The sequence below is a fragment of the uncultured Corynebacterium sp. genome (genome assembly GCF_946998835.1).
Classification (GTDB): domain Bacteria; phylum Actinomycetota; class Actinomycetes; order Mycobacteriales; family Mycobacteriaceae; genus Corynebacterium.
In genome coordinates this window covers 1-24278 of the sequence record NZ_CAMQAZ010000034.1, presented here as the reverse complement: position 1 = coordinate 24278, position 24278 = coordinate 1, and the positions used below count along the sequence as shown (strand labels likewise).

Annotated in this window: 20 protein-coding genes; 12 read left to right on the top strand and 8 right to left on the bottom strand. The window is 57.8% G+C overall.

What is annotated here, in order from left to right; all coding sequences use genetic code 11:
* The 6 genes from acnA to Q0U90_RS10195 form a co-directional block, all read left to right on the top strand.
* Positions 1–2298: aconitate hydratase AcnA (gene acnA / locus Q0U90_RS10220; RefSeq protein ID WP_297454595.1), on the top strand; the 2298-nt coding region annotated here is incomplete at its 5' end.
* A gap of 219 nt (positions 2299–2517) precedes the next feature.
* The gene (locus Q0U90_RS10215; RefSeq protein ID WP_297454592.1) at positions 2518–3084 is read left to right on the top strand and encodes a TetR/AcrR family transcriptional regulator; all 567 of its coding nucleotides are present in this window, start codon (positions 2518–2520) and stop codon (positions 3082–3084) included.
* Between the two features lie 143 nt (positions 3085–3227).
* Positions 3228–3977, top strand: coding sequence for a glutamine amidotransferase (locus tag Q0U90_RS10210; protein ID WP_297454589.1), 750 nt, complete (start codon positions 3228–3230; stop codon positions 3975–3977).
* A gap of 50 nt (positions 3978–4027) precedes the next feature.
* The gene (locus Q0U90_RS10205; RefSeq protein WP_297454587.1) at positions 4028–4774 is read left to right on the top strand and encodes a glutamine amidotransferase; all 747 of its coding nucleotides are present in this window, start codon (positions 4028–4030) and stop codon (positions 4772–4774) included.
* A 45-nt stretch (positions 4775–4819) separates the two neighbouring features.
* A complete protein-coding gene (locus Q0U90_RS10200; RefSeq protein WP_297454583.1) occupies positions 4820–7096 on the top strand; it encodes an ATP-binding protein in 2277 nt (758 codons plus the stop codon).
* Positions 7089–7847 (top strand): response regulator transcription factor, encoded by a 759-nt coding sequence (locus Q0U90_RS10195; RefSeq protein WP_297454581.1) that lies wholly within the window; start codon positions 7089–7091, stop codon positions 7845–7847. The genes Q0U90_RS10200 and Q0U90_RS10195 overlap by 8 nt, the downstream gene beginning before the upstream one ends.
* On the opposite strand, the gene Q0U90_RS10190 is transcribed toward Q0U90_RS10195, so the two are convergent.
* Positions 7844–9475, bottom strand: coding sequence for an ABC-F family ATP-binding cassette domain-containing protein (locus tag Q0U90_RS10190; protein ID WP_297454578.1), 1632 nt, complete (start codon positions 9473–9475; stop codon positions 7844–7846). The genes Q0U90_RS10195 and Q0U90_RS10190 overlap by 4 nt on opposite strands.
* A 20-nt stretch (positions 9476–9495) precedes the next feature.
* Here Q0U90_RS10190 and Q0U90_RS10185 point away from each other — a divergent pair, with 20 nt between their 5' ends.
* Positions 9496–10728, top strand: coding sequence for a lycopene cyclase family protein (locus Q0U90_RS10185; protein WP_297454575.1), 1233 nt, complete (start codon positions 9496–9498; stop codon positions 10726–10728).
* Between the two features lie 99 nt (positions 10729–10827).
* Positions 10828–12291, top strand: coding sequence for an amino acid permease (locus Q0U90_RS10180; RefSeq protein ID WP_297454572.1), 1464 nt, complete (start codon positions 10828–10830; stop codon positions 12289–12291).
* 447 nt (positions 12292–12738) lie between these two features.
* Here the strand turns inward: Q0U90_RS10180 and Q0U90_RS10175 are convergent, their stop codons facing one another.
* From Q0U90_RS10175 to Q0U90_RS10145, 7 genes are all read right to left on the bottom strand, one after another.
* Positions 12739–13203, bottom strand: a complete 465-nt coding sequence (locus Q0U90_RS10175) for a metal-sulfur cluster assembly factor (RefSeq protein ID WP_297454569.1) — start codon at positions 13201–13203, stop codon at positions 12739–12741.
* Complete coding sequence (sufU, locus tag Q0U90_RS10170) at positions 13196–13711, bottom strand: Fe-S cluster assembly sulfur transfer protein SufU (protein WP_048758574.1); 516 nt, start codon at positions 13709–13711, stop codon at positions 13196–13198. The genes Q0U90_RS10175 and sufU overlap by 8 nt, the downstream gene beginning before the upstream one ends.
* 20 nt (positions 13712–13731) lie before the next feature.
* Entirely contained in the window at positions 13732–14985 is a 1254-nt protein-coding gene (locus Q0U90_RS10165) for a cysteine desulfurase (RefSeq protein WP_297454564.1), read from the bottom strand.
* Positions 14978–15739, bottom strand: a complete 762-nt coding sequence (sufC, locus tag Q0U90_RS10160) for a Fe-S cluster assembly ATPase SufC (RefSeq protein WP_297454561.1) — start codon at positions 15737–15739, stop codon at positions 14978–14980. The genes Q0U90_RS10165 and sufC overlap by 8 nt, the downstream gene beginning before the upstream one ends.
* 95 nt (positions 15740–15834) lie before the next feature.
* On the bottom strand, positions 15835–17025 hold the full coding sequence (gene sufD, locus Q0U90_RS10155) for a Fe-S cluster assembly protein SufD (protein ID WP_297454559.1): 1191 nt from the start codon (positions 17023–17025) through the stop codon (positions 15835–15837).
* Between the two features lie 5 nt (positions 17026–17030).
* Positions 17031–18497: a Fe-S cluster assembly protein SufB gene (gene sufB / locus Q0U90_RS10150; RefSeq protein WP_016422750.1), complete on the bottom strand. Its 1467-nt coding sequence runs from the start codon at positions 18495–18497 to the stop codon at positions 17031–17033.
* Positions 18494–19192, bottom strand: a complete 699-nt coding sequence (locus tag Q0U90_RS10145) for a metalloregulator ArsR/SmtB family transcription factor (protein WP_297454556.1) — start codon at positions 19190–19192, stop codon at positions 18494–18496. The genes sufB and Q0U90_RS10145 overlap by 4 nt, the downstream gene beginning before the upstream one ends.
* 211 nt (positions 19193–19403) lie before the next feature.
* Between Q0U90_RS10145 and mptB the strand changes: the two genes are divergently transcribed.
* From mptB to Q0U90_RS10125, 4 genes are all read left to right on the top strand, one after another.
* Positions 19404–21116: a polyprenol phosphomannose-dependent alpha 1,6 mannosyltransferase MptB gene (mptB, locus tag Q0U90_RS10140; RefSeq protein WP_297454553.1), complete on the top strand. Its 1713-nt coding sequence runs from the start codon at positions 19404–19406 to the stop codon at positions 21114–21116.
* Positions 21117–21141: 25 nt separating this feature from the next.
* On the top strand, positions 21142–22110 hold the full coding sequence (locus Q0U90_RS10135; RefSeq protein WP_297454549.1) for an ABC transporter ATP-binding protein: 969 nt from the start codon (positions 21142–21144) through the stop codon (positions 22108–22110).
* Positions 22110–22913, top strand: a complete 804-nt coding sequence (locus Q0U90_RS10130; protein ID WP_297454546.1) for an ABC transporter permease — start codon at positions 22110–22112, stop codon at positions 22911–22913. The genes Q0U90_RS10135 and Q0U90_RS10130 overlap by 1 nt, the downstream gene beginning before the upstream one ends.
* A 130-nt stretch (positions 22914–23043) precedes the next feature.
* On the top strand, positions 23044–24057 hold the full coding sequence (locus Q0U90_RS10125) for a COX15/CtaA family protein (RefSeq protein ID WP_297454543.1): 1014 nt from the start codon (positions 23044–23046) through the stop codon (positions 24055–24057).
* Positions 24058–24278: the final 221 nt, after the last annotated feature.

Genomic DNA, 24278 nt, shown 5'->3' with positions numbered 1-24278 from the left:
TTCTCCAACTTCCGCGTTGTTCCTCCGGGAACCGGTATCGTCCACCAGGTCAACATCGAGTACCTGGCACGCGTTGTCTTCGAGAACAACGGCCTGGCATACCCGGACACCTGTGTTGGTACTGACTCCCACACCACCATGCAGAACGGCCTGGGCATCCTGGGCTGGGGCGTCGGCGGTATTGAGGCTGAGGCTGCAATGCTCGGTCAGCCGATTTCCATGCTCATCCCGCGCGTCGTCGGCTTTAAGCTGACTGGCGACATCCAGCCGGGCGTTACCGCAACCGACGTTGTGCTCACCGTCACCGACATGCTGCGCCAGCACGGCGTCGTCGGTAAATTCGTTGAGTTCTACGGCGCTGGTGTCTCCAAGCTGCCACTGGCCAACCGTGCAACCATCGGTAACATGTCGCCGGAGTTCGGCTCCACCGCGGCAATCTTCCCGATTGACGATGAGACCGTCAAGTACTTGGCACTGACCGGCCGCGACAAGGAGACCCTGGAGCGCGTCGAGGCTTACGCCAAGGCTCAGGGCATGTGGCTGGACGAGAACACTCCGGAGGCCGAGTACTCCGAGTACCTCGAGCTGGACCTGTCCACCGTTGTTCCGTCCATCGCTGGTCCGAAGCGTCCGCAGGACCGCATCGAGCTGGCTTCCGCCAAGGAGCAGTTCCGCAAGGACCTGCACAACTACTCCGACGGCGAAATCAAGGGCACTGTCAAGGCTTCCGCTCCGACTTCCGAGCTGGCTGCAGACTACAACGAGTCCCGCGAGGGCCACGGTGAGTCCGCTGCTGACAGCGCTGAAGGTCGCCCGAGCTCCCCGATCACCGTCACTTCCCCGAAGGGCGGCGAGTACACCCTCGACCACGGTATGGTCGCTATCGCTTCCATCACCTCTTGTACCAACACTTCCAACCCGTCGGTCATGATCGGCGCTGGTTTGCTGGCACGCAAGGCTGTCGAGAAGGGCCTGCAGGCTAAGCCATGGGTCAAGACCATCTGTGCTCCGGGTTCCCAGGTTGTCAACGGCTACTTCAAGCGCGCTGATCTGTGGAAGGACCTCGAGGCTCTGGGCTTCTACCTGTCCGGCTTCGGTTGTGCAACCTGTATTGGTAACTCCGGTCCGCTGCCGGCTGAGATTTCCTCCGCCATCAACGAGGCTGACCTGGCTGCTACCGCAGTCCTGTCCGGTAACCGTAACTTCGAAGGCCGCATCTCCCCTGACGTGAAGATGAACTACCTGGCCTCCCCGATTCTGGTTATCGCTTACTCTATCGCCGGCACCATGGACTTCGACTTCGAGACCGACGCTCTGGGCAAGGACGCAGAGGGCAACGATGTCTTCCTGCGTGACATCTGGCCGTCCACTGAAGAGATTGAGGCCACCATCGAGGCTTCCATCTCCTCCGAGCTCTACGACGAGGACTACAAGGACGTCTTCGCTGGTGACGAGCGCTGGCAGAACCTGCCGACCCCGGAGGGTAAGACCTTCGCATGGGACGACAAGTCTTCCTACATCCGCAAGGCTCCGTACTTCGACGAGATGGAGATGGACCCGGCTCCGGTTTCCGACATCAAGGGCGCTCGCGTTCTCGCAGCCCTGGGTGATTCGGTGACCACCGACCACATCTCTCCGGCCTCCTCCATTAAGCCGGGCACCCCGGCCGCTCAGTACCTGGATTCCATGGGCGTTGAGCGCAAGGACTACAACTCCCTGGGTTCCCGCCGTGGTAACCACGAGGTCATGGTCCGCGGTACCTTCGCTAACATCCGCCTGCAGAACCAGCTGCTCGACGGTGTTACCGGCGGCTACACCCGCGACTTCACCCAGGAGGGTGGCCCGCAGGCCTTCATCTACGACGCTGCCATGAACTACAAGGAGGCTGGCACTCCGCTGGTCGTCGTAGGTGGCAAGGAGTACGGCACCGGTTCTTCCCGTGACTGGGCAGCTAAGGGTACTCTCCTGCTGGGTGTTAAGGCTGTTATCGCTGAGTCCTTCGAGCGTATTCACCGTTCGAACCTCATCGGTATGGGCGTTGTCCCGCTGCAGTTCCCGGAGGGTGAGTCCTGGAAGTCTCTGGGCATTGACGGCACCGAGACCTTCGACATCGCTGGTCTGGAAGAGCTGAACAACGGCTCCATCCCGAAGACCGTCAAGGTCACTGTCACCAAGGAAAACGGCGAGTCCTTCGACTTCGACGCTGTTGTCCGTATCGACACCCCGGGTGAGGCTGACTACTACCGCCACGGCGGTATTCTGCAGTACGTCCTGCGCAACATGATCAAGGGCAACTAATCGCCTTTGGCTAATGCGCTCTAGGGCTTCTTGCATGCAGCGCACCTAGAAGGCCGGTAGGTAGCGCTAGTCCGCGGATACACACTCACGGACTAGCGCCCTGCCGGCCTCGGGTTTCTCTACATCACCTGAATCAGGGATGATATTTGGGTATGTAGGTGTGCGTTTTATGCAGTCAAGTACGCCCTTGGGCGTCGCCTGCAAGAAAAGAGATTCCTTATGCCAAAAGTGAGTAATCAAGATTTAGCTCAACGACGGCACGAGATTCTCGACGGCGCTCGGCAGTGCTTTGCAGAATTTGGCTACGATGGCGCAACAGTCTCTCGGCTGGAGGCCGCTACCGGTAAATCCCGCGGTGCCATTTTCCATCACTTCGGATCCAAAGAAGGCTTGTTCTTAGCTTTGGCCGAAGAAGATGCAGCGAATATGGCCAAGACTGCAGAGTCTTCCGGGCTAGTGGAAGTGATGCGGGACATCCTGGCGAACCCAGAAAAACATGGCTGGCTGGGAACTCGTTTGGAAGTTGCACGTCGCCTCCGCAGCGATCCGGAGTTTAAGGATCAATGGTTGGGTCATCAGGATCAGTTGGATGACGCTGTTGCTCACCGATTGGCCCAGACTGCTTCATCCGGATCTCTTCGGTCGGACTACTCGGTTCGCACGATGCAGCTCTATCTCGAGCTAATGCTTGATGGCATCATCGTTCGTCTGGCATCGGGTCGCACTGTCGACGAATTGGATTCCGTGCTTGATTTAGTTGAAGACAGCGTACGACGTAAGGATTAGCCGCGCCCGCTAGGTCTGGCTGATATCTCGTACCACCCGCTCCTCTAAAACGGGAGCGGGTTTTCAGCTTTATTGGCCTATTTGTGCCGCTTGACCGGTGCCGATGCAAAGATTTCGCACTGTATGAACTAAGCTGTCTATTTATGAGTGTGGGTAAGTTTTTGTTGGTGGCGCTCCGCCCCGCCGATGAGGCTGGTCAAGCTGAATACCAGGATTTTCTTGAATCCACAGGCCTCGAACCGAGCCAGCTGGATCTATTCACCGTCGATGCCGTCGGTGCAGAGCTTCCTAAGCTGACGGACTATGACGGGGTCTTTGTCGGCGGGAGTCCATTTAATGTCACTGACCTCGAGCATTCCGATCTGCAGAAGTATTCGCACGATGTACTTTACGACGTCCTAAGGAGCCCTGTCCCCGCTCTGCTTATTTGTTACGGCGCTAGCTATACGGCCTTTACGTCTGGTGGTTTGGTTGACCTGAGTCACGGCGAGAGCGCCGGTACTACCCGAGTGGAATTAACCGAGGCAGCTAAGGAAGATCCGGTGGCCTCGGCACTGCCTCCAGTTTTCTATGCGCTCACCGGACATAAAGAATCTGTCGCAGAGCTTCCCCGCCATGCAACCTTGTTGGCTACTGGTCCGACCTGCCCTGTCCAGATGTACTCGATTGGGTCGAATAACTGGGTAACCCAGTTCCATCCAGAGATGAATGCCCACGGGCTTTTGCGCAGAATGTCTTTCTACACGGATGCCGGTTACTTCAATCCGGAAGAAGTTGATGCGATTCAGACAATCGTCTCCGATATAGACCTCCGGGCCGTAGCGTCGATTATTCCCCGATTTATGCACGTGTGCACTCATGCGCCCAATCCGAGCTTGCTTACCGTGCAGTAGCCTTTCACTTTCTTCACTCACTCTCCCCTTTACTAAAGTCCTTTCCCTCGATGTCTACTTCCACTAAACCTTTTGTCCTTCTTTCCACTCGTGGTGAGGATGCCGCAGCGCACGCCGAGCATCTTTCCTTCGCTAGAACATGCGGGCTGCCTCCTGCCAAACTGCATCAGATTCGACTGGAGCAGTCGCGTCCAGCCGAATTGAATCTCGACAACTACTCTGGCGTCATTGTTGGTGGAGGCCCATTCAACGCTTCTGATGAAGATAAGAGTGCGTTGCAGCACGAAGTGGAAGCCTGGTTTGAGGATTTGTTGGCCGAGGTACTCGAGCGGGATTTCCCGTTTTTCGGTGCCTGCTACGGTGTCGGGCTTCTCGGAACCGCGGGGCATGGACGTGTCTCGCGAAAGCATGGTGAACAGGCCGCAGTTGTTGAAGTGGCATCGACGTTAGACGGCGAATCCGATCCGATACTTCAAGGCATGCCGACGCGCTTTCACGCAATCGTCGGCCACAAGGAAGCTATTGAAGAGCTGCCTGCCGACGCCACATTATTGGCTACTGGGGAAGGTTGCCCAGTGCAGATGTTCAGGTTGGGGCGAAATGCGTATGCTTCGCAGTTTCACCCGGAATTGGACGCCAACACGTTTGCCCAGCGCCTGCAGATTTATGCAAATCAAGGTTACTATTTACCAGGAACAGATCTTGAGGCGGTAGCGGCCGCACGTCATCTCGATGTTGCCCGAAGTGGCCGTATTCTTCAGAATTTCGCACGACTTCACATCGCCCGTAGGGGTTAAGAAATTCAATTGAAGCGCAATAATTAAAAGGAACGTGATTGTCGCATGGCGCGATGGAATCCCGATTCGGCACTTGCTGGTCAGGCGCCATCAATAGAAATGTCTGTGCTGCGATCCGGTGCAGTGATTATTGCTGTTACTGGTTTTCTATGGCAAATTGAGTCGGCATTACGTTCAATTCCATTAGAAGCTTTCTGGAGTCACTGGTTTCCTTTCGCGTCACTGCTCATTTTAATTCTCAGCGATATGTTACTGATTTGGGCCGTGGTGAATAATACGCGGCGTGGTCTAATTACTGCGCTTCGCGTGCCCATGTACATCATGCTGGTCTTCCTCATGCTGGTGTCAACCTATAAAGATTTGCCGCACAACGCCGTGGGCAATGCGTTATGGTATAGCCCATTTTCGGGATTAGCACTTGCCGCATTCGCATTGACTGTTCCGCTGCATATCAGTTTGTCCGTCACGGTTTTCGTACCCGGGCTTATTGCAGTACTGAATTCGTGGTTGCTCGGACACACTTTTTGGCTTGATATGTTGGCCGATGTTGGGTTCAACCTCATTAATACTTTTCCGTTTGTGATATTTGCGGGAGCAGCACAGCCCGTCGCAAAGTTCATTGATTACACCTACGCGAACTCGCGAAATGTCAATGAGCGTACAGAGCGGATGCGGGTGCGAGGCGAGGCGATGAGCAACTTCAACGCCTACGTACACGATTATGTGTTGGCAGCTCTATCGGCAATCGGTAAGGGCGCCAAGATTGACTTTTCTCTTGACGAACAGACTGGCCTGTTTTTCTCGCCGCGCCAAACTGTCAGCGGTAGGACTTTTGCGGAGTCAGTCAGGGCGCAATTGACCTCCATAAGCCCGGATATTTCAGTAACGCTGGATACTAATGAAGATAGCGGCCCTGTACGTTTGCCCGGAGAGGTCGCCAACACTTTCTTGTTGGCTGTCACTGAAGTAGCTAACAATGCCAAACGGCATGCCGGCCCGCAGGCGGATAAGAAGTGTCTCATCCGTGTCGTTTCCGGTGAAGTTCACATTGAATTCCGCGATAGCGGCAATGGCTTTGTTCTTGAGGAAATAGACCCACATCGGGCAGGAATAAGACTGAGTGTGAAAGGGCGAATGGAGGCTCTTCGTGGCGGCGCTGCTGCTATCGATTCACGGCCGGGAAAGGGAACTCGTGTCACTCTGGCATGGCACGGTAATACCTCTCCGGTTGAAGAGGCAGAATCTGTAGACTCCCCTGCTAAATCGCCATCTCTGTATGACCTGATGGGTATGTCGATTGTTTTTTCTTGGCAGTTCTACGGCGCTATCGTTGGTGTTTTGTTCGTCGTCTTGATTAGTAACGGCCAATTATTTACTACCGCCGGGCAAGTGAGCTTGGTATTGGCGATTATTCTTCTCGCAGTGCTCATGTATGGGCGTCATTCGCAATTACCGCTTAACCGAGCAATTATTATCAGTGTCGCCATCATAGTTTTGGCTGTTGTGGGCCTTTATCAACCGATTCCGAACAGTTTGGAATGGTCTTATTTCTGGCACTTTAGCCTGATTTCTTTTACTGCAGCTCTGCTGGCAATCCGAGGACGGCCTTGGATTGCTCTCCTATCAGTTGTTGTTGGCGCTATCTTGGTTGAGCTTTTTGAAGTTTTTTCCCTGGTGCCAACAAACTCGAATCATATTAGTATTTCGGGCCTCGACCTTATCGTCCGATCTGTAATGCTTGTCGCAGGTATTCTGACATCCATTATGGTCCGTTTCCTTATGCGCACGGTTCCCCAATCTATCGAGGATTATAACCGTGCGCTGTATGCAGCTGGTGCGGCAAAAGAATACGAAATCAGCAGTCAAAGTAATTACGAATGGCTTCAGCGCCGAGTCGGTCCCGTTTTCAGCGCTGCTGGGGTGCTGGAAAAACCCACTCCACGCCTACAGCTACGTGCACGCCTCACCGAGCAGCTTCTCCGCGATGTACTTCGGTCTCCTCGCCTGAATAATGAGGCTCTCCATCAAGCGGTATGGGATGCACGTGCTCGGGGTATTCAGGTCCGCCTTCTCGACGACCGCAATCACAAACCAATCGGCGCTGATGGTCCAGATGTCCGAGTTATCCCGCTTGTCGACGATGATTCAGCGGTAGCCACGTTGATGCCCACCTTTCTTGAAACGATTGATAACGCGGAAGAAGGAGCGGTGACAATTCGTCTTTTGCCTCCGGGCAGACGTGCATTCGCATCAATTTCTGACGACAATGGAGTGCAAAGATTTGATGAAGCCGGTGAGAGGATTGTGATGTCACATGAGTAGCGAGGATATGGCAGGCATGGACAATTCTTCTTTCGATGTGTCCGCTGAGATTGACTCTGATGGCATCGGAAAGCACAGCACGCCGTCGGACCGAGTGCTGCGTATCGCCGCGATCGACGATCATGCCTTGACCCTGCAGGGGCTCGAGACGCTGCTTTCTGCCGAACCGGATTTCGAGCTCGTCGGTTGTTATAAAACTGTTCCGGATCTGCTGGCGGATGTAGGCACTGACGAGCGTCTGGACTTGGTCGTGCTGGACTTGCGGCTGGCGGATAACTCCGACCCGGCTCAAAACGTACTCTCGCTGGAGCTGGTTACCGATCACGTACTAATCCTCTCCTCCGCAGAGAGCCCGTACTTGGTGCGAAAAGCCGTACGCACCGGTGTCATGGGAGTCGTGCAGAAGTCGGAATCACCCGAGACGGTTGTGGCCGCGGTGCGGCTGGCTGCCCTCGGCAAGGGTGCACTGACAACAGAATGGGCATCCGTGGTCGACTCGGACCCCTTGCTGGACTCTGTCGATCTGTCCGAACGCCAGCGTGAGGTGCTTGAACTTTACGCCTCCGGTGAGTCCACGAAGCGAGTCGCCTCCATAACGGGACTAACGCCGAATACCGTGTTGGATTATCTGGGCCGCATTCGGGCCAAGTACGCGGCAGCCGGCAGGGCTGAAAACAGCCTGAATAAGTCAGAGATGTACAGGCTCGCCCAGCAGGACGGATACCTGCCGGGGCCAATGGACCCTGCCTAAGCGAGCTCGACGATTTCCATGTAGTCGTCACTCCAGAGGTCTTCGGTGCCGTCGGGAAGCACGATGACGCGCTCGGGCTCCAAGGCCTTGACTGCACCCGGATCGTGAGTGACCAGCACGACGGCGCCCGTGTACGTACGCAGCGCGTCGAGAACCTGTTCGCGGGACTGCGGGTCGAGGTTGTTAGTGGGCTCGTCGAGAAGCAGAACGTTGGCGCGGGAACTAACCAGCGTCGCTAGCGCCAGACGTGTCTTTTCACCACCAGAGAGTGTTCCCGCGGGCTGCTGCAGTTTGTCGCCGGAAAACATGAAGGCACCGAGCAGGCTCCGCAGTTCCGGTTCGTTGACATCAGGGCAAGCGTAGACAGTGTTTTCCCAGACGGTCTTATCCGGGTCAATGGTGTCGTGCTCCTGGGCAAAATATCCGATGCGCAGGCCGTGGCCGGAGACAATGCCGCCTTCGCCATCGGTGCGCTCTACTCCGGCGAGTAGCTTCAAAAGGGTGGTTTTACCAGCGCCGTTGAAGCCGAGGACCACCACGCGGGAGCCCTTGTCAATCGCTAGGTCTACGCCGGCGAAGACCTCCAGCGAACCATACATCTTGGTCAGCCCAGTGGCGTTGAGCGGAGTCTTACCGCACGGTGCCGGCTCTGGGAAGGAAATATGGGCAACCTTGTCCTCAACGCGAACCTCGTCGAGACTGTCCATCATGCGCTCAGCGCGAGCCACCATCTGCTTGGCGGCGCGAGCCTTCGTTGCCTTCGCACCAAGTTTCTCGGCCTGCTTGCGCAGTGCGCTGGCCTTCTTCTCCGCATTGGCAAACTCACGGCGACGGCGGGCCTCATCGGTTGCACGTGCCGACAGGTAGTTCTTCCAGCTCATGTTGTACACATCGGCTTCGGCACGCACGGCATCGAGGAACCAGACCTTGTTACACACGGCCTCGAGGAGCTCGACATCGTGCGAAATCATAATCAGACCGCCCTCATGCTTGCTGAGGAATTCCCGCAGCCAGGTAATCGAATCCGCATCGAGGTGGTTCGTCGGCTCGTCGAGAAGCAGCGTCGTGGCGGACTTGCCCGAGCCTTCGGTAGCGGCGAAGAGGATCTGCGCGAGTTCCACACGGCGGCGCTGACCACCCGAGAGCGTCTTCAGCGGCTGATCGAGGACGCGTTCCGGTAGTCCGAGGGCGTCACAAATGCGCGCCGCTTCGGCGTTCGCCTCGTAGCCGCCGAGATCGTGGTATCGCTCTTCGAGACGCGAAAACTTCCGAATCGCGGCATCGCGCTTCGTGTCAGTGGTCGCGGTCTCCATGATTTCCTGCTGACGGTCCATGCTGCGTCGGATTTGGTCAAGGCCTCGAGCAGACAGCACACGGTCACGGGCGGAGATATCGATGTTTCCCTCGCGCGAGTCCTGCGGCAGATAACCAATTGACCCGGAGCGCACCACAGAGCCACCGTAGGGCTCGGTTTCGCCAGAGAGAATACGCATGGTCGTTGTCTTGCCCGCACCATTTCGCCCGACGAGTCCAATCCGGTCTCCCGGCTGGACGCGCAGCTGCTCACCCGGCGCAGTAAGCAGGGTACGGGCGCCGACGCGGACTTCAAGGTCATGGGTCACAATCACGAACGAGTAGCCTACCAGTTATGACTTCATTTCCCGTGACCGCCTCCGTCGTCGGCCTCGGGCCCGCCGGCCGAATCGCCGCCCATCGCGCTGCCGCCCGGGGCTGGGATGTCACCGCTTACGATCCCGCCGGTGGCACTCTGCCCTCGACAATCGGCCTGTGGTGCGACCAACTCCCCGACTGGCTGCCCAGCGACTTCCTCGCAGCCACCTTCCAGCCCAGCGTCATTCTCGCAGATGGCACCGAACGTCAGCTCACCCGCACTTACGGGGTTATTAATAAGGACAGTCTGCAGAATCTAGGCGGCTTCCGGACCGATCGCCGCGCACTTACCAACCCCGACACCACGGGCACCGACACCACTATCGTCACCACCGGACGCACCCATGCCGCAGCTGGACGAGGCGGTCAGGTACGGCAGCTCGCCATCGGGCACATCTTTTCGCTTGACGACGTCCCCAGCGCCCACCGCCGCCCAGTCCTCATGGACTTCACCCCAGCTGACCCGACAGCCCCGGATTCAGAGCCCGCTACTTTTTCCTATCGCCTTTTCTTGGATGACAGCACTTTTCTCATTGAAGAGACCATCCTCGCTACACCGACACCTAAAGCTTCTATTCCCGGCGGGAAGCCCGTTGAAAACGGAGCGGTGGAAGTCGGTGAGGAAGCAGGGACCAGCAGCGAGGTAGATGACTCCGCACTTCTAGGCCTGCTGCGTAACCGCCAAAGTATGCGGTTGAATTCCCTAGGGCTTTCAGAAAAGCTCGCTGTGGATGAAGAGGTAGTGTCCTTTCCTCTTCTAGCCAATCTGCCCTCCCACGGAGGTGCTGTGTGGGATAGGGCTAGCCGCGGGGCAGCCCTCTTTGGGTTTGCTGGCGGTTGGATGCATCCTGCCACCGGTTACTCGGTGGGGGCAGTAATCGAAGATGTCGACCGCTTCTTGGACAGCCTGGAGAAACAGGGAAGCCGGTCGCGGGGGACGTCGTTAAGCATGCGCGTACAGCGATGGTTGCGGGAGCGTGGGATGGCTGCGTTGTTAGGATTCGATGCCCGTGAGACGGCTGAGTTTTTCCGGGCGTTCTTTTCATTGCCGGAGAAAGACGTGTTTGCCTATTTGATAGGGACGTCCCCACTGATGACGCTTCGTGCCATGGCGAAAGTCGCAGGCCCTTTGTTGAAACTGAGTCCACGAACCTGCGGGAAACTTGTCTTCGGTTTCACACGCGGACCTGGAAGATGGCGGAATCGATGACGATGTGCGCTTCTGCGTCAACCGATTTGTGGGGTGATACCAACAATTAAATCGGTACTGTTTTGTACTCACAGGAGTGCAAACGCTTATGATAAATGAATGACTTCGACGCAATCTGAGGAGACTTCCTCACACAACCACAAGCTTCAGCGCAGGCTGAGAGCCCGCCACCTGAACATGATTGCCATTGGTGGCGCTATTGGTACCGGCCTCTTCGTCGCCTCTGGTGCGACGATTTCGCAGGCAGGTCCGGGCGGCGCATTGGTCGCTTACGCGCTCATCGGCATTATGGTGTGGCTGGTTATGCAGTCGCTCGGCGAGATGGCCGCCTACCTGCCGGTGCCTGGCTCTTTCCAGGAGTACGGTCGCCGGTACGTCTCAGAATCTTTCGGTTTCGCCATGGGCTGGAACTATTGGTTTAACTGGGCAATTACAGTGGCTGCCGAGCTCGTCGCAGCCGCACTGGTGATGCGCTACTGGTTCCCGGATGTGCCTTCGATTATTTGGTCGGCGCTCTTCCTAGCAATCTTGTTTGGTCTGAATGCCCTGTCTGCACGCGCATTCGGTGAGGGCGAGTTCTGGTTTGCAACCATCAAGGTCATCACCGTTATTGTCTTCCTCATTCTCGGCGTCGGCATGATCTTCGGCATCTTGGGAGGCCCCTCCCCTGGCTTCGATAACTGGACCACAGGTGACGCGCCGTTCGTCGACGGCGGAATGGGACTGCTGGCCGTCTTCGTAGTAGCCGGTTACTCATTCCAGGGTACCGAGATGGTCGGTGTCGCCGCAGGTGAGGCCGAGGATCCTGAACGGACTATCCCACGGGCTATCCGCACTATCTTCTGGCGTATCCTGCTGTTCTACATCGGCGCGATTGCCGTCATCGGCTTCCTCATTGCTTACACCGATCCGAACCTTCTGAACTCCGCCGAGGACAACATCGCCGTCTCGCCATTCACCCTGGTCTTCGACCGCGCGGGTATCGCCATTGCTGCAGGCTTGATGAACGCCGTCATTTTGACCTCGGTACTGTCTGCAGGTAACTCCGGTATGTACGTGTCCACCCGCATGCTCTTCTCGCTTGCCCGTCAGGGACATGCTCCGCGCTACTTCGGTAAACTCACCGGTCACGGCGTTCCGATGCGTGCTCTGGTTGCCACCACAGTCATCGGTATGGCTGGTTTCATCACCTCGTTAGTGGGCGACGGTGCAGCATATACCTTCCTGCTGACGCTGTCCGCGCTCGCGGGCTTCATCACCTGGTTCGGTATCTCCTTCAGTCACTACCGCTTCCGCAAGTGTCTGAAGGCGCAGAACATTCCTCTGGATTCGCTTCCCTACCGTGCTAACTTCTTCCCGGCTGGTGCGGTGCTGGCACTGGTCATGTGCTTCTTCGTGGTGGCAGGTCAGGCTCTCGATCCAATCCGCACCGGCGAAAACATCTTCGCTATTCTCACCCCGTACCTGGGTATTCCGGTGTTTATCCTGCTGTGGTTCATCCATAAGAAGGTCACGGGGTCCAAGCTGATTGACCCGGCCGCGGCAGACATGAGCCGCGAATAGCCGCGAATAGCCGCGAATAGCCGCGAATAGCTGCGAATGGCTGTGAATAGTTAATGCATCTCGTATCTAACTCTCACGACTTGGATTAGCAGTCGAAGACAATAGCGACCCTGCTTGGCACTTATCAGTGCCAGGTGGGGTCGCTTTTAATTCCAGATTGGACAACCCCAAAAACTTCGGGCTGCAAATGTGAATACGGGCTGCACGTGTGAAACTGTGCGAGTTTATGGCACTTTCATGCCATTTTTCGGACCATTTTTGCTATAAGCGGGGTCAGTAACTCTGATTGACTCACCGTAGCCAGCCATAAACGCAGTCAGTAACTCAAAAACAAACGAAAAAGTGCCTAGCGGAACGAGCCGGGAGCTCCTCGCCAAGCACTTAACGTTGCGGTCATGCGGAGACCGCCAAGACAAATCACCTAGACAGAATGCCCAAGCAGATTGTCTAGACCGAGAAACCGAGTGCGCGCATCTGCTCGCGACCATCCTCAGTAATCATGTGCGGACCCCAGGCCGGGGACCAGACCCAATTGAGACGGAAGTCGCGGATGCCCTCGACCTTCATAACCTCGGAAGCAGTCTGGTCGGTCAACATATCGGTCAGCGGGCAGGCCGGAGACGTCAAAGTCATGAAGATAGCGGCAACGTCGCTCTCTTCGATCCAGATGTCGTAAACCAGGCCGAGGTCAACGACGTTGACGCCGAGCTCCGGGTCAACGACCTCGTACATGGCCTCTTCAACCTGAATGGCCAGTTTGTTGTCAGCTTCGGTCTGCTCCGGTGCCGGAGGGACCGTGATGGACTCGTACGCGTCCCCTTCATCGATTGGAGCACCAGTGGTCATGGCGTCGTCCTCAACAGCGTCAGGCTGTGCGGGCGAGGTGGTGTCAAAAGCGTTCGGTTCAGTCATGGTCATGGCCTTCCTCGTCAGCGGGAACGGTTACGGTCGCGGTACCAACACCATTGCCTTCAGCAGCGTTGGTCAGAGCCTCAGCAGTTGCGGCTTGAAAAGCCTTCCAACCGAGAAGCGCGCACTTTACGCGGGCGGGGTACTTAGACACACCAGCGAAGGCAATACCATCGCCGATAAGGTCCTCGTCTCCCTCAATCTTTCCACGGGACGTGACCATTCTCTCGAACTCGGCGAGCTTGGCCATGGCCTCGTCGACAGTCTTGCCGACAATTTCCTCAGCCATAACTGAGGTAGAGGCCTGTGAGATAGAACAGCCCACGGCGTCATAGGAGACGTCGTCGACGACGGTGAGGTCGTCGTTCAGGGTGACTCGAAGCGTGAGCTCATCGCCACACGACGGATTGACATGATGCACTTCCGTATTGAAAGGCTCCCGCAAACCCGCATGCTGCGGATGCTTGTAGTGATCCAGGATGACTTCCTGGTACATCTGCTCGAGCTTCATGTCCTTCTCCTTTCTTAAAGTTACGGGGTGACACCGAAGAAGTTCTGGGCGTAGTGCACTGCGTCGGCAAGCGCCTGTACGTCTTCTTCCGTGTTGTAGATGTAGAAGGATGCCCGGGCGGTCGACTGAGCATTGAGAATCTGGTGAATCGGCCACGCGCAGTGGTGTCCGACTCGGATGCACACACCCTGGTCGTCGAGAACCTGGCCGAGGTCGTGCGGGTGAATGCCCTCGACCTTGAAGGACACGGCGGAGCCGCGCTGCTCGGCGGTGTTCGGACCGATGATGGTCACGCCGTCGATTTCCTGCAGCTTTTCCAGCGCGAGCGCGGTCAGGTGGTGCTCATGCGCGGCCACCTTATCCATGCCGATGGCGTCCAGGTACTTCACGGCGGCCCCGAGACCGACGACCTGCGAGGTCATCATGGTGCCGGCCTCGAAGCGCTGCGGAGGCGCCGCGAAGGTGGTCTTCTCCATGGTGACGACCTCAATCATCGAGCCACCAGTGAGGAATGGCGGAAGAGCCTCCAGAAGTTCGCGGCGACCGTAGAGTGCACCGACCCCGTTTGGGCCGAGCATTTTGTGGCCGGAGAACGCCAGGAAGTCCACGTCGAGATCCTTGACGTCGACAGGCATATGCGGCACCGACTGGCAGGCATCGAGAACAACCAGCGCGCCGACTGCGCGTGCACGACGCACCATTTCCTTCACATCGGTGACGGCACCGGTGACGTTTGACTGGTGGGTAAAGGCCACAACCTTGGTTTTCTCGCTGAGTTCCAGCGAGTCCATGTCGATGCGGCCGTCCTCAGTCACGCCGTACCAGCGAAGTGTCGCGCCAGTGCGGCGAGCCAGCTCTTGCCACGGCACCAAGTTCGCGTGATGCTCCAGCTCGGTGACCACAATCTCGTCACCTTCGCCGACCTGGTACTCGCCCGCGCGGTCGTCGCCAAGCACGAATGCCACCGTGTTGAGCGCCTCGGTGGCGTTCTTGGTGAAGACTAGCTCGTCGTAGTCTGCACCGATGAAGGACGCAATCGCCTCGCGGGCGTTCTCATAGGCATCCGTGGCCTCCTCAGCAATCTCGTAAGCGCCGCGGTGCACCGGTGCATTGTGGTGAGTGAGAAACTCCACCTCAGCATCGATGACCTGCTTCGGGCGCTGCGAGGTCGCTCCGGAGTCCAGGTAGACCAGCCTCTTGCCGTCGCGGACAGTGCGCGACAGAATCGGAAAGTCCTCGCGGAGTGATGGGCTGAGTAGTTCGGCGTTAGGCATTGATGAACTTCTCGTAGCCGTGCTCTTCCAGCTCGTCTGCAAGCTCCGGGCCGCCGGAGGTGATGAAGCGACCGTCGTGGAAGACGTGGACGAAGTCCGGCTTCACGTAGTTCAGGATGCGCTGGTAGTGAGTAATGATTAGGATGCCGCCGTCGTTTTCATCCTGGTAGCGGTTAATGCCCTCAGAGACAATGCGCAGAGCGTCGACATCCAGACCGGAGTCGGTCTCATCCAGGATGGCGAACTTCGGCTTCAGCAGGTCGAGCTGCAGAATCTCGTGACGCTTCTTCTCGCCACCGGAGAAGCCCTCGTTGACGGAGCGCTCGGAGAACGACGAATCGATCTCCAGGTCAGCCATCGCCTCACGGACCTCCTTGACCCAGTGGCGCAGCTTCGGAGCTTCGCCACGGACAGCGGTTGCTGCAGAGCGCAGGAAGTTGGACATAGACACACCGGTGACCTCGACCGGGTACTGCATAGCCAGGAAGAGGCCAGCGCGAGCGCGCTCGTCGACGCTCATCTCCAGCACGTTCTCGCCGTCGAGGAGAATCTCGCCCTCGGTGACTTCGTAACGCGGGTGACCGGCGATGGTGTAGCTCAGGGTGGACTTACCGGAGCCGTTCGGGCCCATCACGGCGTGGGTTTCGCCGGAGTTAATCGTCAGGTTGACGCCCTTCAAAATTTCCTTGGGCTCGGCGGACTCGTCGGTCGGCAGCACCTGCGCGTGGAGGTTACGGATTTCCAAAGTGCTCATAGTGAAATCTTTTCCTTTAATCGGTGTTAGTGGCCTGTCCCCCCGGCGCTACCGAGGTGACAGGGAGGAAATAGGGTGAGAAAGAAGATAAGCGGTTAGAAGCCAGCGGTGTTGAGCTCTTCGTCAACGAGCTGCTCGAGCTTCTCGCGAACGGACTCGACCGGAATCAGGTTGATGACCTCGCTGAAGAAGCCGCGAACCACCAGACGGCGAGCTGCCATCTCCGGAATACCGCGCGAGAGCAGGTAGAACAGCTGCTCTTCATCGAAGCGACCAACAGTGGCAGCGTGCCCAGCACCGGCGATCTCACCGGTTTCAATTTCCAGGTTCGGAACTGCGTCGGCACGCGCGCCCTCGGTCAGCAGCAGGTTGCGGTTGAGCTCGTAGGTGTCAGTGCCCGTAGCCTCTGCACGAATGAGCACGTCTCCCACCCACGCGGTGCGGGCCTCACGATGAGCGACATTCGGCTCGCCCTGCAGTGCGCCCTTGTACATGACGTTGGAGCGGCAGTTCGGCACAGCGTGGTCGACCAGCATGCGGTTTTCAAAGTACTGGCCGGCATCTGCGAAGTACACACCCAGCAGATCGACGTCGCCACCCGGTGCTGTGAAAGCAACGCGCGGAACGATACGAACAACCTCGCCGCCAAACGTCGCGACCGTGTGGCGCAGCGTGGCATCGCGGCCGACACGAATGTGGTGCGCAGAGCCGTGAACTGCATCTTCATTCCAGTTCACCATGGTCACGACGCTCAGCTTGGCGCCGTCGCCGACCACGAATTCGATGTTGTCCGCGAACGTGCCACTACCGCGGTAGTTAATCACGCAGACGGCCTCAGCGTGGGACTGCACATCAACGACGATGTGACCGTAGGACACCTTGTCCTCGCCCGGACCATCGATATCGATGACTACCGGCTCCTTGGAAACCGAGTTCTTCGCGAAGGTCACGATATGCGCATCGTCGAAGTTGGAGTACGCCTGAGCTGCCACGCGGTCCGTTGGGGCGCCGGCGCGGCCAAGGCGCTCGTCGTCACGCTTGACGACGTCCACAGCGATGCCATCCTGATCAGCAGTTTCGACCGCAATCGAGGCTGCAACCGGATCTGTGGCGGTGCCGTTGTGGAGACCGCGCAGCTTACGCAGCGGTGCGAACTTCCACTCTTCGTCCTTGCCGTGCGGCACGGCGAAGTCCTCCACATTGAAAGAGGAGAAAACATCGCCCTTGTTTGCCAGCACACGACGGCTATGAGCAGCCTGGTTTTCGTTGTTAATCGTCGTAGTCATAGGTATTAACCGACCGAACCTTCCATCTGCAGTTCAATGAGGCGGTTGAGCTCGAGGGCGTATTCCATCGGGAGCTCCTTGGCGATGGGCTCGACAAAGCCGCGCACGACCATGGCCATTGCATCTTCCTCTTCGATACCGCGGCTCATCAGGTAGAACAGCTGATCATCAGAGACCTTGGAGACCGTTGCCTCGTGGCCGAGGGTGACATCGTCCTCGCGGACATCCACGTATGGGTACGTGTCCGAACGCGAGATTGTGTCCACCAACAGCGCGTCACACTCGACGTTGGAGTGTGAGTGCTTCGCACCCTTGTTGACCTGGACCAGGCCGCGGTATGCCGCGCGACCGCCGTTGCGAGCCACCGACTTGGAAACGATGTTGGAGCTGGTGTGCGGAGCCATGTGCACCATCTTGGCGCCTGTGTCCTGGAACTGGCCCTCGCCGGCCATAGCCACGGACAGCACCTCACCCTTAGCGTGCGGACCGGTCATCCACACTGCCGGGTACTTCATGGTGACCTTGGAACCGATGTTGCCGTCAATCCACTCCATGGTTGCGCCCTCTTCGCACTTTGTGCGCTTGGTGACCAGGTTGTAGACGTTGTTCGACCAGTTCTGGATCGTGGTGTAGCGGCAGCGTCCACCCTTCTTCACGATGATCTCCACAACAGCGGAGTGCAGCGAGTCAGACTTATAAATCGGAGCGGTACAGCCCTCGACGTAGTGCACGTAGGCATCCTCGTCGACGATGATGAGCGTGCGCTCGAACTGACCCATGTTCTCCGTGTTAATACGGAAGTATGCCTGCAGCGGGATATCTACGTGGACGCCCTTCGGCACGTAGATAAAGGAACCGCCGGACCACACCGCGGTGTTGAGAGCGGAGAACTTATTGTCACCGGACGGGATGACGGTGCCGAAGTACTCCTTGAACAGCTCCGGGTGCTCCTTGAGGGCGGTGTCGGTGTCCAGGAAGATAACGCCCTGGGCTTCCAGATCCTCGCGAATCTGGTGGTAGACAACCTCGGACTCGTACTGGGCGGCGACACCTGCGACCAGGCGCTGCTTCTCAGCCTCCGGAATGCCGAGCTTGTCGTAGGTGTTCTTAATGTCCTCCGGCAGGTCCTCCCAGGTCTGGGCCTGCTTCTCGGTGGAGCGAACGAAGTACTTAATGTTGTCGAAGTCAATCCCCGACAGGTCCGCGCCCCAGGTGGGCAGCGGCTTGCGGTCGAAGATTTCCAGAGCCTTCAAGCGGCGCTCAAGCATCCACTCCGGCTCGTTCTTCTTAGCCGAAATATCGCGAACGACTGCCTCGGACAGGCCGCGCTTCGCGGAAGCGCCGGCGGTATCCGGGTCATGCCAACCAAACTGGTAGGCACCAATGGACTCAATAATCTCTTCGTCAGTCTGCGGAGTGGCAGCCTTCGTGGATTCAGCCACGTCGGTGGAGTTCTCATGGGCGAGGGTCATTGTCCGCTCCTTTCTTGTGGCGATTCAGTAAGTGTCTTTGTTACGGGAGTGAGTGGGATATTTGTCGTGCAGATACCGTTTCCATCGGCAATCGTCGCCAACGGTTGGGTGTGCTGACCTAATAATTTACTAACGGCTTCATGCTCCGCCGCGCAGAGCTCCGGAAATTCGGAGGCTACGTGGCTAATTGGGCAGTGGTGCTGGCAAATCTGCACGCCGCCAGTGTTTTGATTGATGGTTGCCGCATATCCGGCCCGTCGAAAAGCATCGACGACGGCCTCTACGACCTCTTCCTTCTCTGCGTCCTGCCCCACAGGGGTGACGCCGAGCAGAATGTCTTCAATGCGCTGGCGGGCAAATTGAGCAACTGCCTGCTCGCCGCCGGCCTTGCGTAGTGCAGAAAGTGCGGCACTAGCAAGGTCGTCGTAAGCGTGCCCGAATCGGGCGCGACCCCGATCTGTCAGGCGGTAGGACTTTGCCGGCCGTCCTCGGCCTCGGGGCCCTGTGCTGGGCGCCGGGGCGGTTTCGGCAAGACCTTCGTCCACCAGAATATCGATATGACGGCGGACGCCTGCAGCGGATAGCCCCAGCGTATCGGCGATAAACGTCGCGGACGCCGGGTTGTGTTCCAGAAGCAGTTGGAGAATGCGCTTGCGCGTGTCACCGTCATTGACGGTCGGCTTCCGATCAGCCATGACTGGTGAGTCACCTCCTGCGATTGGACTGCTGGATTAAAAAAATGTCTAGGTGGCTCAGCGAGGCAAATATCCCACTTGCACCGCTGGTGTATTAGACAACACAATTGTGTCGTAATTGGGTCGCAATGTCCAACGCATTTAGATATCAATGCAACGTCGCTGATTAGAACGCCCTTTCGGCGTGTCGAATCGTCTACTATGTGACCTTGTGAAAACTAACCGACCCACCCCGCGCCGCTCGTCCTCGTTTGACGATGCTCTCGGAGTGCGCGATGCCATTCCGAAAATCGGACTGGCGGGTTCCAGGTCGGCAACACTGCATCAGGGCTCCGAACAACCGCTCCAACATCGCATCAATTACAGAGAACTTCGGCGCTTCACCTGGCTGCGCTGGTTGGGTACGCTCGGCTCGATTTTCATCATGGTCGCCGGTATTGGCGCAGGCGCGACACCAGTGGTTGGAAACGAGTTTTGGAATACGCCACTCGGGCTAGTTCTTGGCCGAATGCTGGTGGCAACGACAGTCGTCACCTTCGTCGGCATTGGCATGTTGGTGACAGCCTGGTTGGGCGTTGGCGCATTTGTTTTGGCAGGTGCGCGAACTCGAGTCACTGCCGTGACCACCCCTATGCTCATGCGCACCTACGCGGCATGGGTTTTGCCGCTGGTTTTTACTGCTCCCCTTTTTACGCAGGACATTTATTCCTACTTGGCCCAGGCGGCAATCGTTGAGCGAGGTATGGACCCATACCTCGCGGGGCCCGTGGATCTGTTGGGAGCCAACGATCCCCTAGCCCGGTCGGTGCCGCTGATTTGGTCGCACTCCCCGAGCCCGTATGGCCCGACAGCCCTCACCGTGGCCTGGGTTATTGCCAAGATAACCAGTGACGGCGTGATTGCCTCCGTCTTTCTCCACCGACTTGTCGTCATCATCTCGCTTTTCGTTGTGTCTTGGGCGCTAGTACAGCTGGGCCGCCGCTGCGGAGTCAGTTCTCAGTTCACGCTCTGGCTCGGCACACTCAACCCTCTCGTACTGCTGCACTTAGTCGGCGGCATTCACAACGAGGCCCTGCTGTTGGCACTCCTACTCGTCGGCCTTGAGCTGTGTCTGCGCGCTATCCATGGCGCAGCGCGGGCGATGGTGCCCGATGAACTGCCTGACCCAGGCCCTATCGGGGACGAGAGTTACGGTCGCAGAAAAGCGTGGGCACTGTACATAAGCGGCATCGTGCTCATTAGTCTGGCCGGAATGGTTAAGGTCACCGGGTTTGTGGCACTTGGTTTTGCCGGAATGTGGCTGGCTCGGAAGTTTGGAAAAACTTGGAAGGCCGTGGTTCTCTCGGCGGCGTTGACAGGCGCAATAACCGTCGTCACGGCAGTCGTCGTTTCTTTGGGAACAGGGCTGGGCTTCGGCTGGATCACCGCGCAAGGCGGCGCAGCCACGGTGCGCAGCTGGATGTCGCTTACTACCCTGCTCGGCATCATCGCCGGCTTCTTCGGACGGCTTCTGGGGCTGGGTGACATCAGCGACAGCGCATTGCTGTTTACTCGCGGCGTGGGCGTAATTCTGGTTGCCGCGTGGCTCCTGCGCATGCTGCTGGCAACGTTTCGCGGTCGAATCCATCCGCTCGGAGGATACGGCCTGGCCATGTTTGCCCTCGTAATCCTCTTTCCCGTCGTCCACCCCTGGTACCTGCTGTGGGCCATCGTGCCGCTGTCCGCGTGGGCCAACCGGGTACAATTCCGCATTGCCGTGGTTCTGTACTCAGCGATTTTCAGTTTCGTCGTACTGCCACGCGGCCTGGGGTTGCCCCCTGGCACTGTCGCTCAGATTTACCTACTGGCGTTGATATTCTTCGTCGCAGCCATGTCCATCATTTTGGTGTACTCGACTCGATCAAAGGTATTTCGCCTTCATTAAACCTGTGAGATTAGACTGACTAACCGTGAATAACGCTGCCAATTCTCCTGCTCTGCGCCTTGAGAACGTAACGAAGAAATTCGGTGACGTCGAGGCTGTATCAGACCTTTCGCTTTCCTTGGATCGAGGTAGGGTGCTTGCGCTCCTCGGACCCAACGGTGCCGGTAAGACCACGACCGTTGAAATGTGTGAGGGATTCATCAAGCCGGATCAGGGCCGAATTCGCATTCTCGGCCTCGATCCGGTCACTCAGACCACCGCACTGCGCAGCCGCATTGGCATCATGCTCCAAGGTGGCGGGGCCTACCCCGGTGTCCGCGTTGGCGAGATGCTGAACCTCGTCGCCAGTTATTCTGCCAATCCGCTGGACACCGATTGGCTACTCGAAGTCGTGGGCCTAGAACGTCACCGCAAGACCAACTACCGCCGCCTTTCCGGTGGTCAGCAGCAACGCTTGTCGCTCGCGTGTGCCCTGGTCGGACGTCCGGAGCTGGTCTTCCTCGACGAGCCCACGGCAGGTCTGGACGCCCAGTCTCGCCTGGCTGTCTGGGACCTCATCTCTTCTCTGCGGCGCGACGGGGTCACCGTTGTGCTAACGACACACCTCATGGATGAGGCCGAATCGCTTGCCGACGACGTTGCGATTATCGACCGAGGTCATTTAGTTGTGGCCGGCACCACCGAGGAGATCACTAGCGCTGGGGTGTCGGCGCTCAAGGGGACGTCGTCAAGCACTGCTATGAAGGTTAGCGTTCGAGGCAGCCTTGATTTCGAAGAGGTCAATCGCAGCTTTAGCGAGGCGGGCCTGTCGCAGCGGCTGCAGCGTTCTGGCGGTGGGGAGTTTTCCCTGCTAGGTGAACCTTCGCCACGCGCCTTGACTGTGCTGGCGCAGAGCTGCGAACAGCAGGAGGTGCTGATTACCTCGCTGAGTAAGGCGACGCAATCGCTTGAAGAAGTCTTCTTGCAGATCACTGGAACGGAGATGAGGAGCTAATGACAACCGCACCGAGGTCTGATGCCTCCCGCTTTGCAAAGGGCACTTTCGACCCGGCGCCGCGACGTTCGGACATGGCAAAGCTGATTATGTCGCAGGCGCGGTTGGAAACGAAGCTCTTCTGGCGGCACGGAGAGCAAATGCTGCTCACCATCATCATTCCGTTGGCGATGCTCATCGGTCTGGTACTGGTGCCCGTGCTGGAGCTCGATGATCCTCTCGAGCGTATCTTCCCCATGGTGTTGGCAATCTCGGTCATGTCTGCAGGCTTTACGGGGCAGGCAATTGCCGTGGGATTTGACCGTCGTTACGGAGCGCTGAAGCGTATTGGCGCTTCTGGTGTGCCTCCCTGGGGCATTATCGCCGGCAAGATTGTGTCGGTGTGCACGACGGTGACGCTGCAGTACATCCTGTTTAGCCTCGTGGGGCTTGCTCTTGGCGCGGAACTGTCGATTGGTGGCTGGTTGCTGGCCTATGTGGGAATGCTCCTGGGGACGTTCGTCTTCACTTCGCTGGGTCTGCTCATGGGTGGCACGCTGGGCGCTGAGCTAATCCTCGGCCTCGCTAACCTAATCTGGTTCATCCTCATTGGTGCGACGACATACGTCGCCGTTGCCCCGTCGCTCGATGGCGTCAGTTCCGTGTTGTTACATCTCTTGCCGTCCGTCGCGCTTGCCGACGTGCTCACCGCGGCCCTGGCCATGTCTGTCCAGTGGTCAGCCATTGGTGTGCTGGTTGTATGGGGCGCGGTCGGTGCCGCGCTGGCCACCCGATGGTTCCGTTTTGATATGCCGAACGACTAGGAACTTGACTGACCGTTTGACGGAAAAAATAGACTGAGAATCTGACGGAGAATCTGACGAGGAATTCGCAGCCCGACGTTGGCGTTTCGCGTATTACCATTCGTCCGCAGCATGGGTAGAATTTCTTAATGTGAATACTGCAGATCGAAGTTTGCCCCTATCGTTTTTGCCGCTGACACCAACCGGGCGCCAGAAGCTCTATGCGCTTCTCGTATTGATTGCACAGGCGGCAATCGCGGTAACCGGTTCTATCGTCCGTGTTACTGGTTCAGGTCTCGGTTGTGCATCGTGGCCAGAATGTCACCCGGGCAGTTTCGTTCCTGTTGCCGGGGAAGCAGAAATGCTCCATCAAATTATTGAGTTCGGCAATCGCCTGCTGACCTTTGTGTTGGTTGCTCTCACGCTTCTGCTGTTCCTCTCGGTGATGCGTGTCGGCCGCCGCAAGGAAATCAAGTTGCTGGCCTTCCTCAACGGCCTCGGCGTTTTTGTCCAGGCTGTTATCGGTGGCATCTCCGTGTGGGTTGACCTGAAGTGGTACGCCGTGGCCCTGCACTTCCTGCCATCGATGATTCTTGTCTGGCTGGCTGGCATGCTTTTCGTTAAAATCTCTGACCCTGACGACGGTACCGCTACCCGTATGTACCCGCGCTATCTCCGCTATCTGGCTGCCGCCTCCGGCCTGGCCCTGACGATGACGTTGATTACCGGCACGATGGTCACCGGTGCGGGGCCGCACGCCGGTGACGCTTCGGTGCTGCCGGAGGATCGCCTGCAGCTACCGATTGTAGACCTGGCGCATATCCACGCCGGCTTCATGTACCTCTACCTGGGCTTGGTCATCGGCCTGATTTTCGGCCTGCTGGCTGCTGAGGCTTTTGCCCCTGTACGCAAGGTTGCCATTGCACTGGTTGTGTTCATTCTGGCCCAAGGCGTGGTTGGAATGATTCAGTACTGGTCCGGTGTGCCGGAGGCATTGGTTCCGGTGCACGTTGCCGGTTCTGGCATCTGCACCGCTTTGACTGCAGTACTCTTCCAGCTTGGTTACCGCACTGTCGGAGGCAGCGCGGTAGTGACTGGCTCTCTGGAAGGCGATGCGGCTGCCGCAATTGTCGCGTCGGAAAAGAATGCTGAGGTTACCGCGTAGCCGGCTAGCTACTGGGGTAACGGCTGTATGGACGACCGGTCTCAGCGCTGTCGACTCCTCGCTCTGACCGCCTAAACATGCACATTGATTGCGTGTGTTTAGGCGGTTTTGCTGTCTGCTTGGCTTCGTGCGCTCGGACGTGCATTTTCCCAGTGGCTAGTGGCCAACGCGGGCGGTGCGGGCTGCGCGGGCGGTGCAAGGGGCGATCCGCTCACTTATCG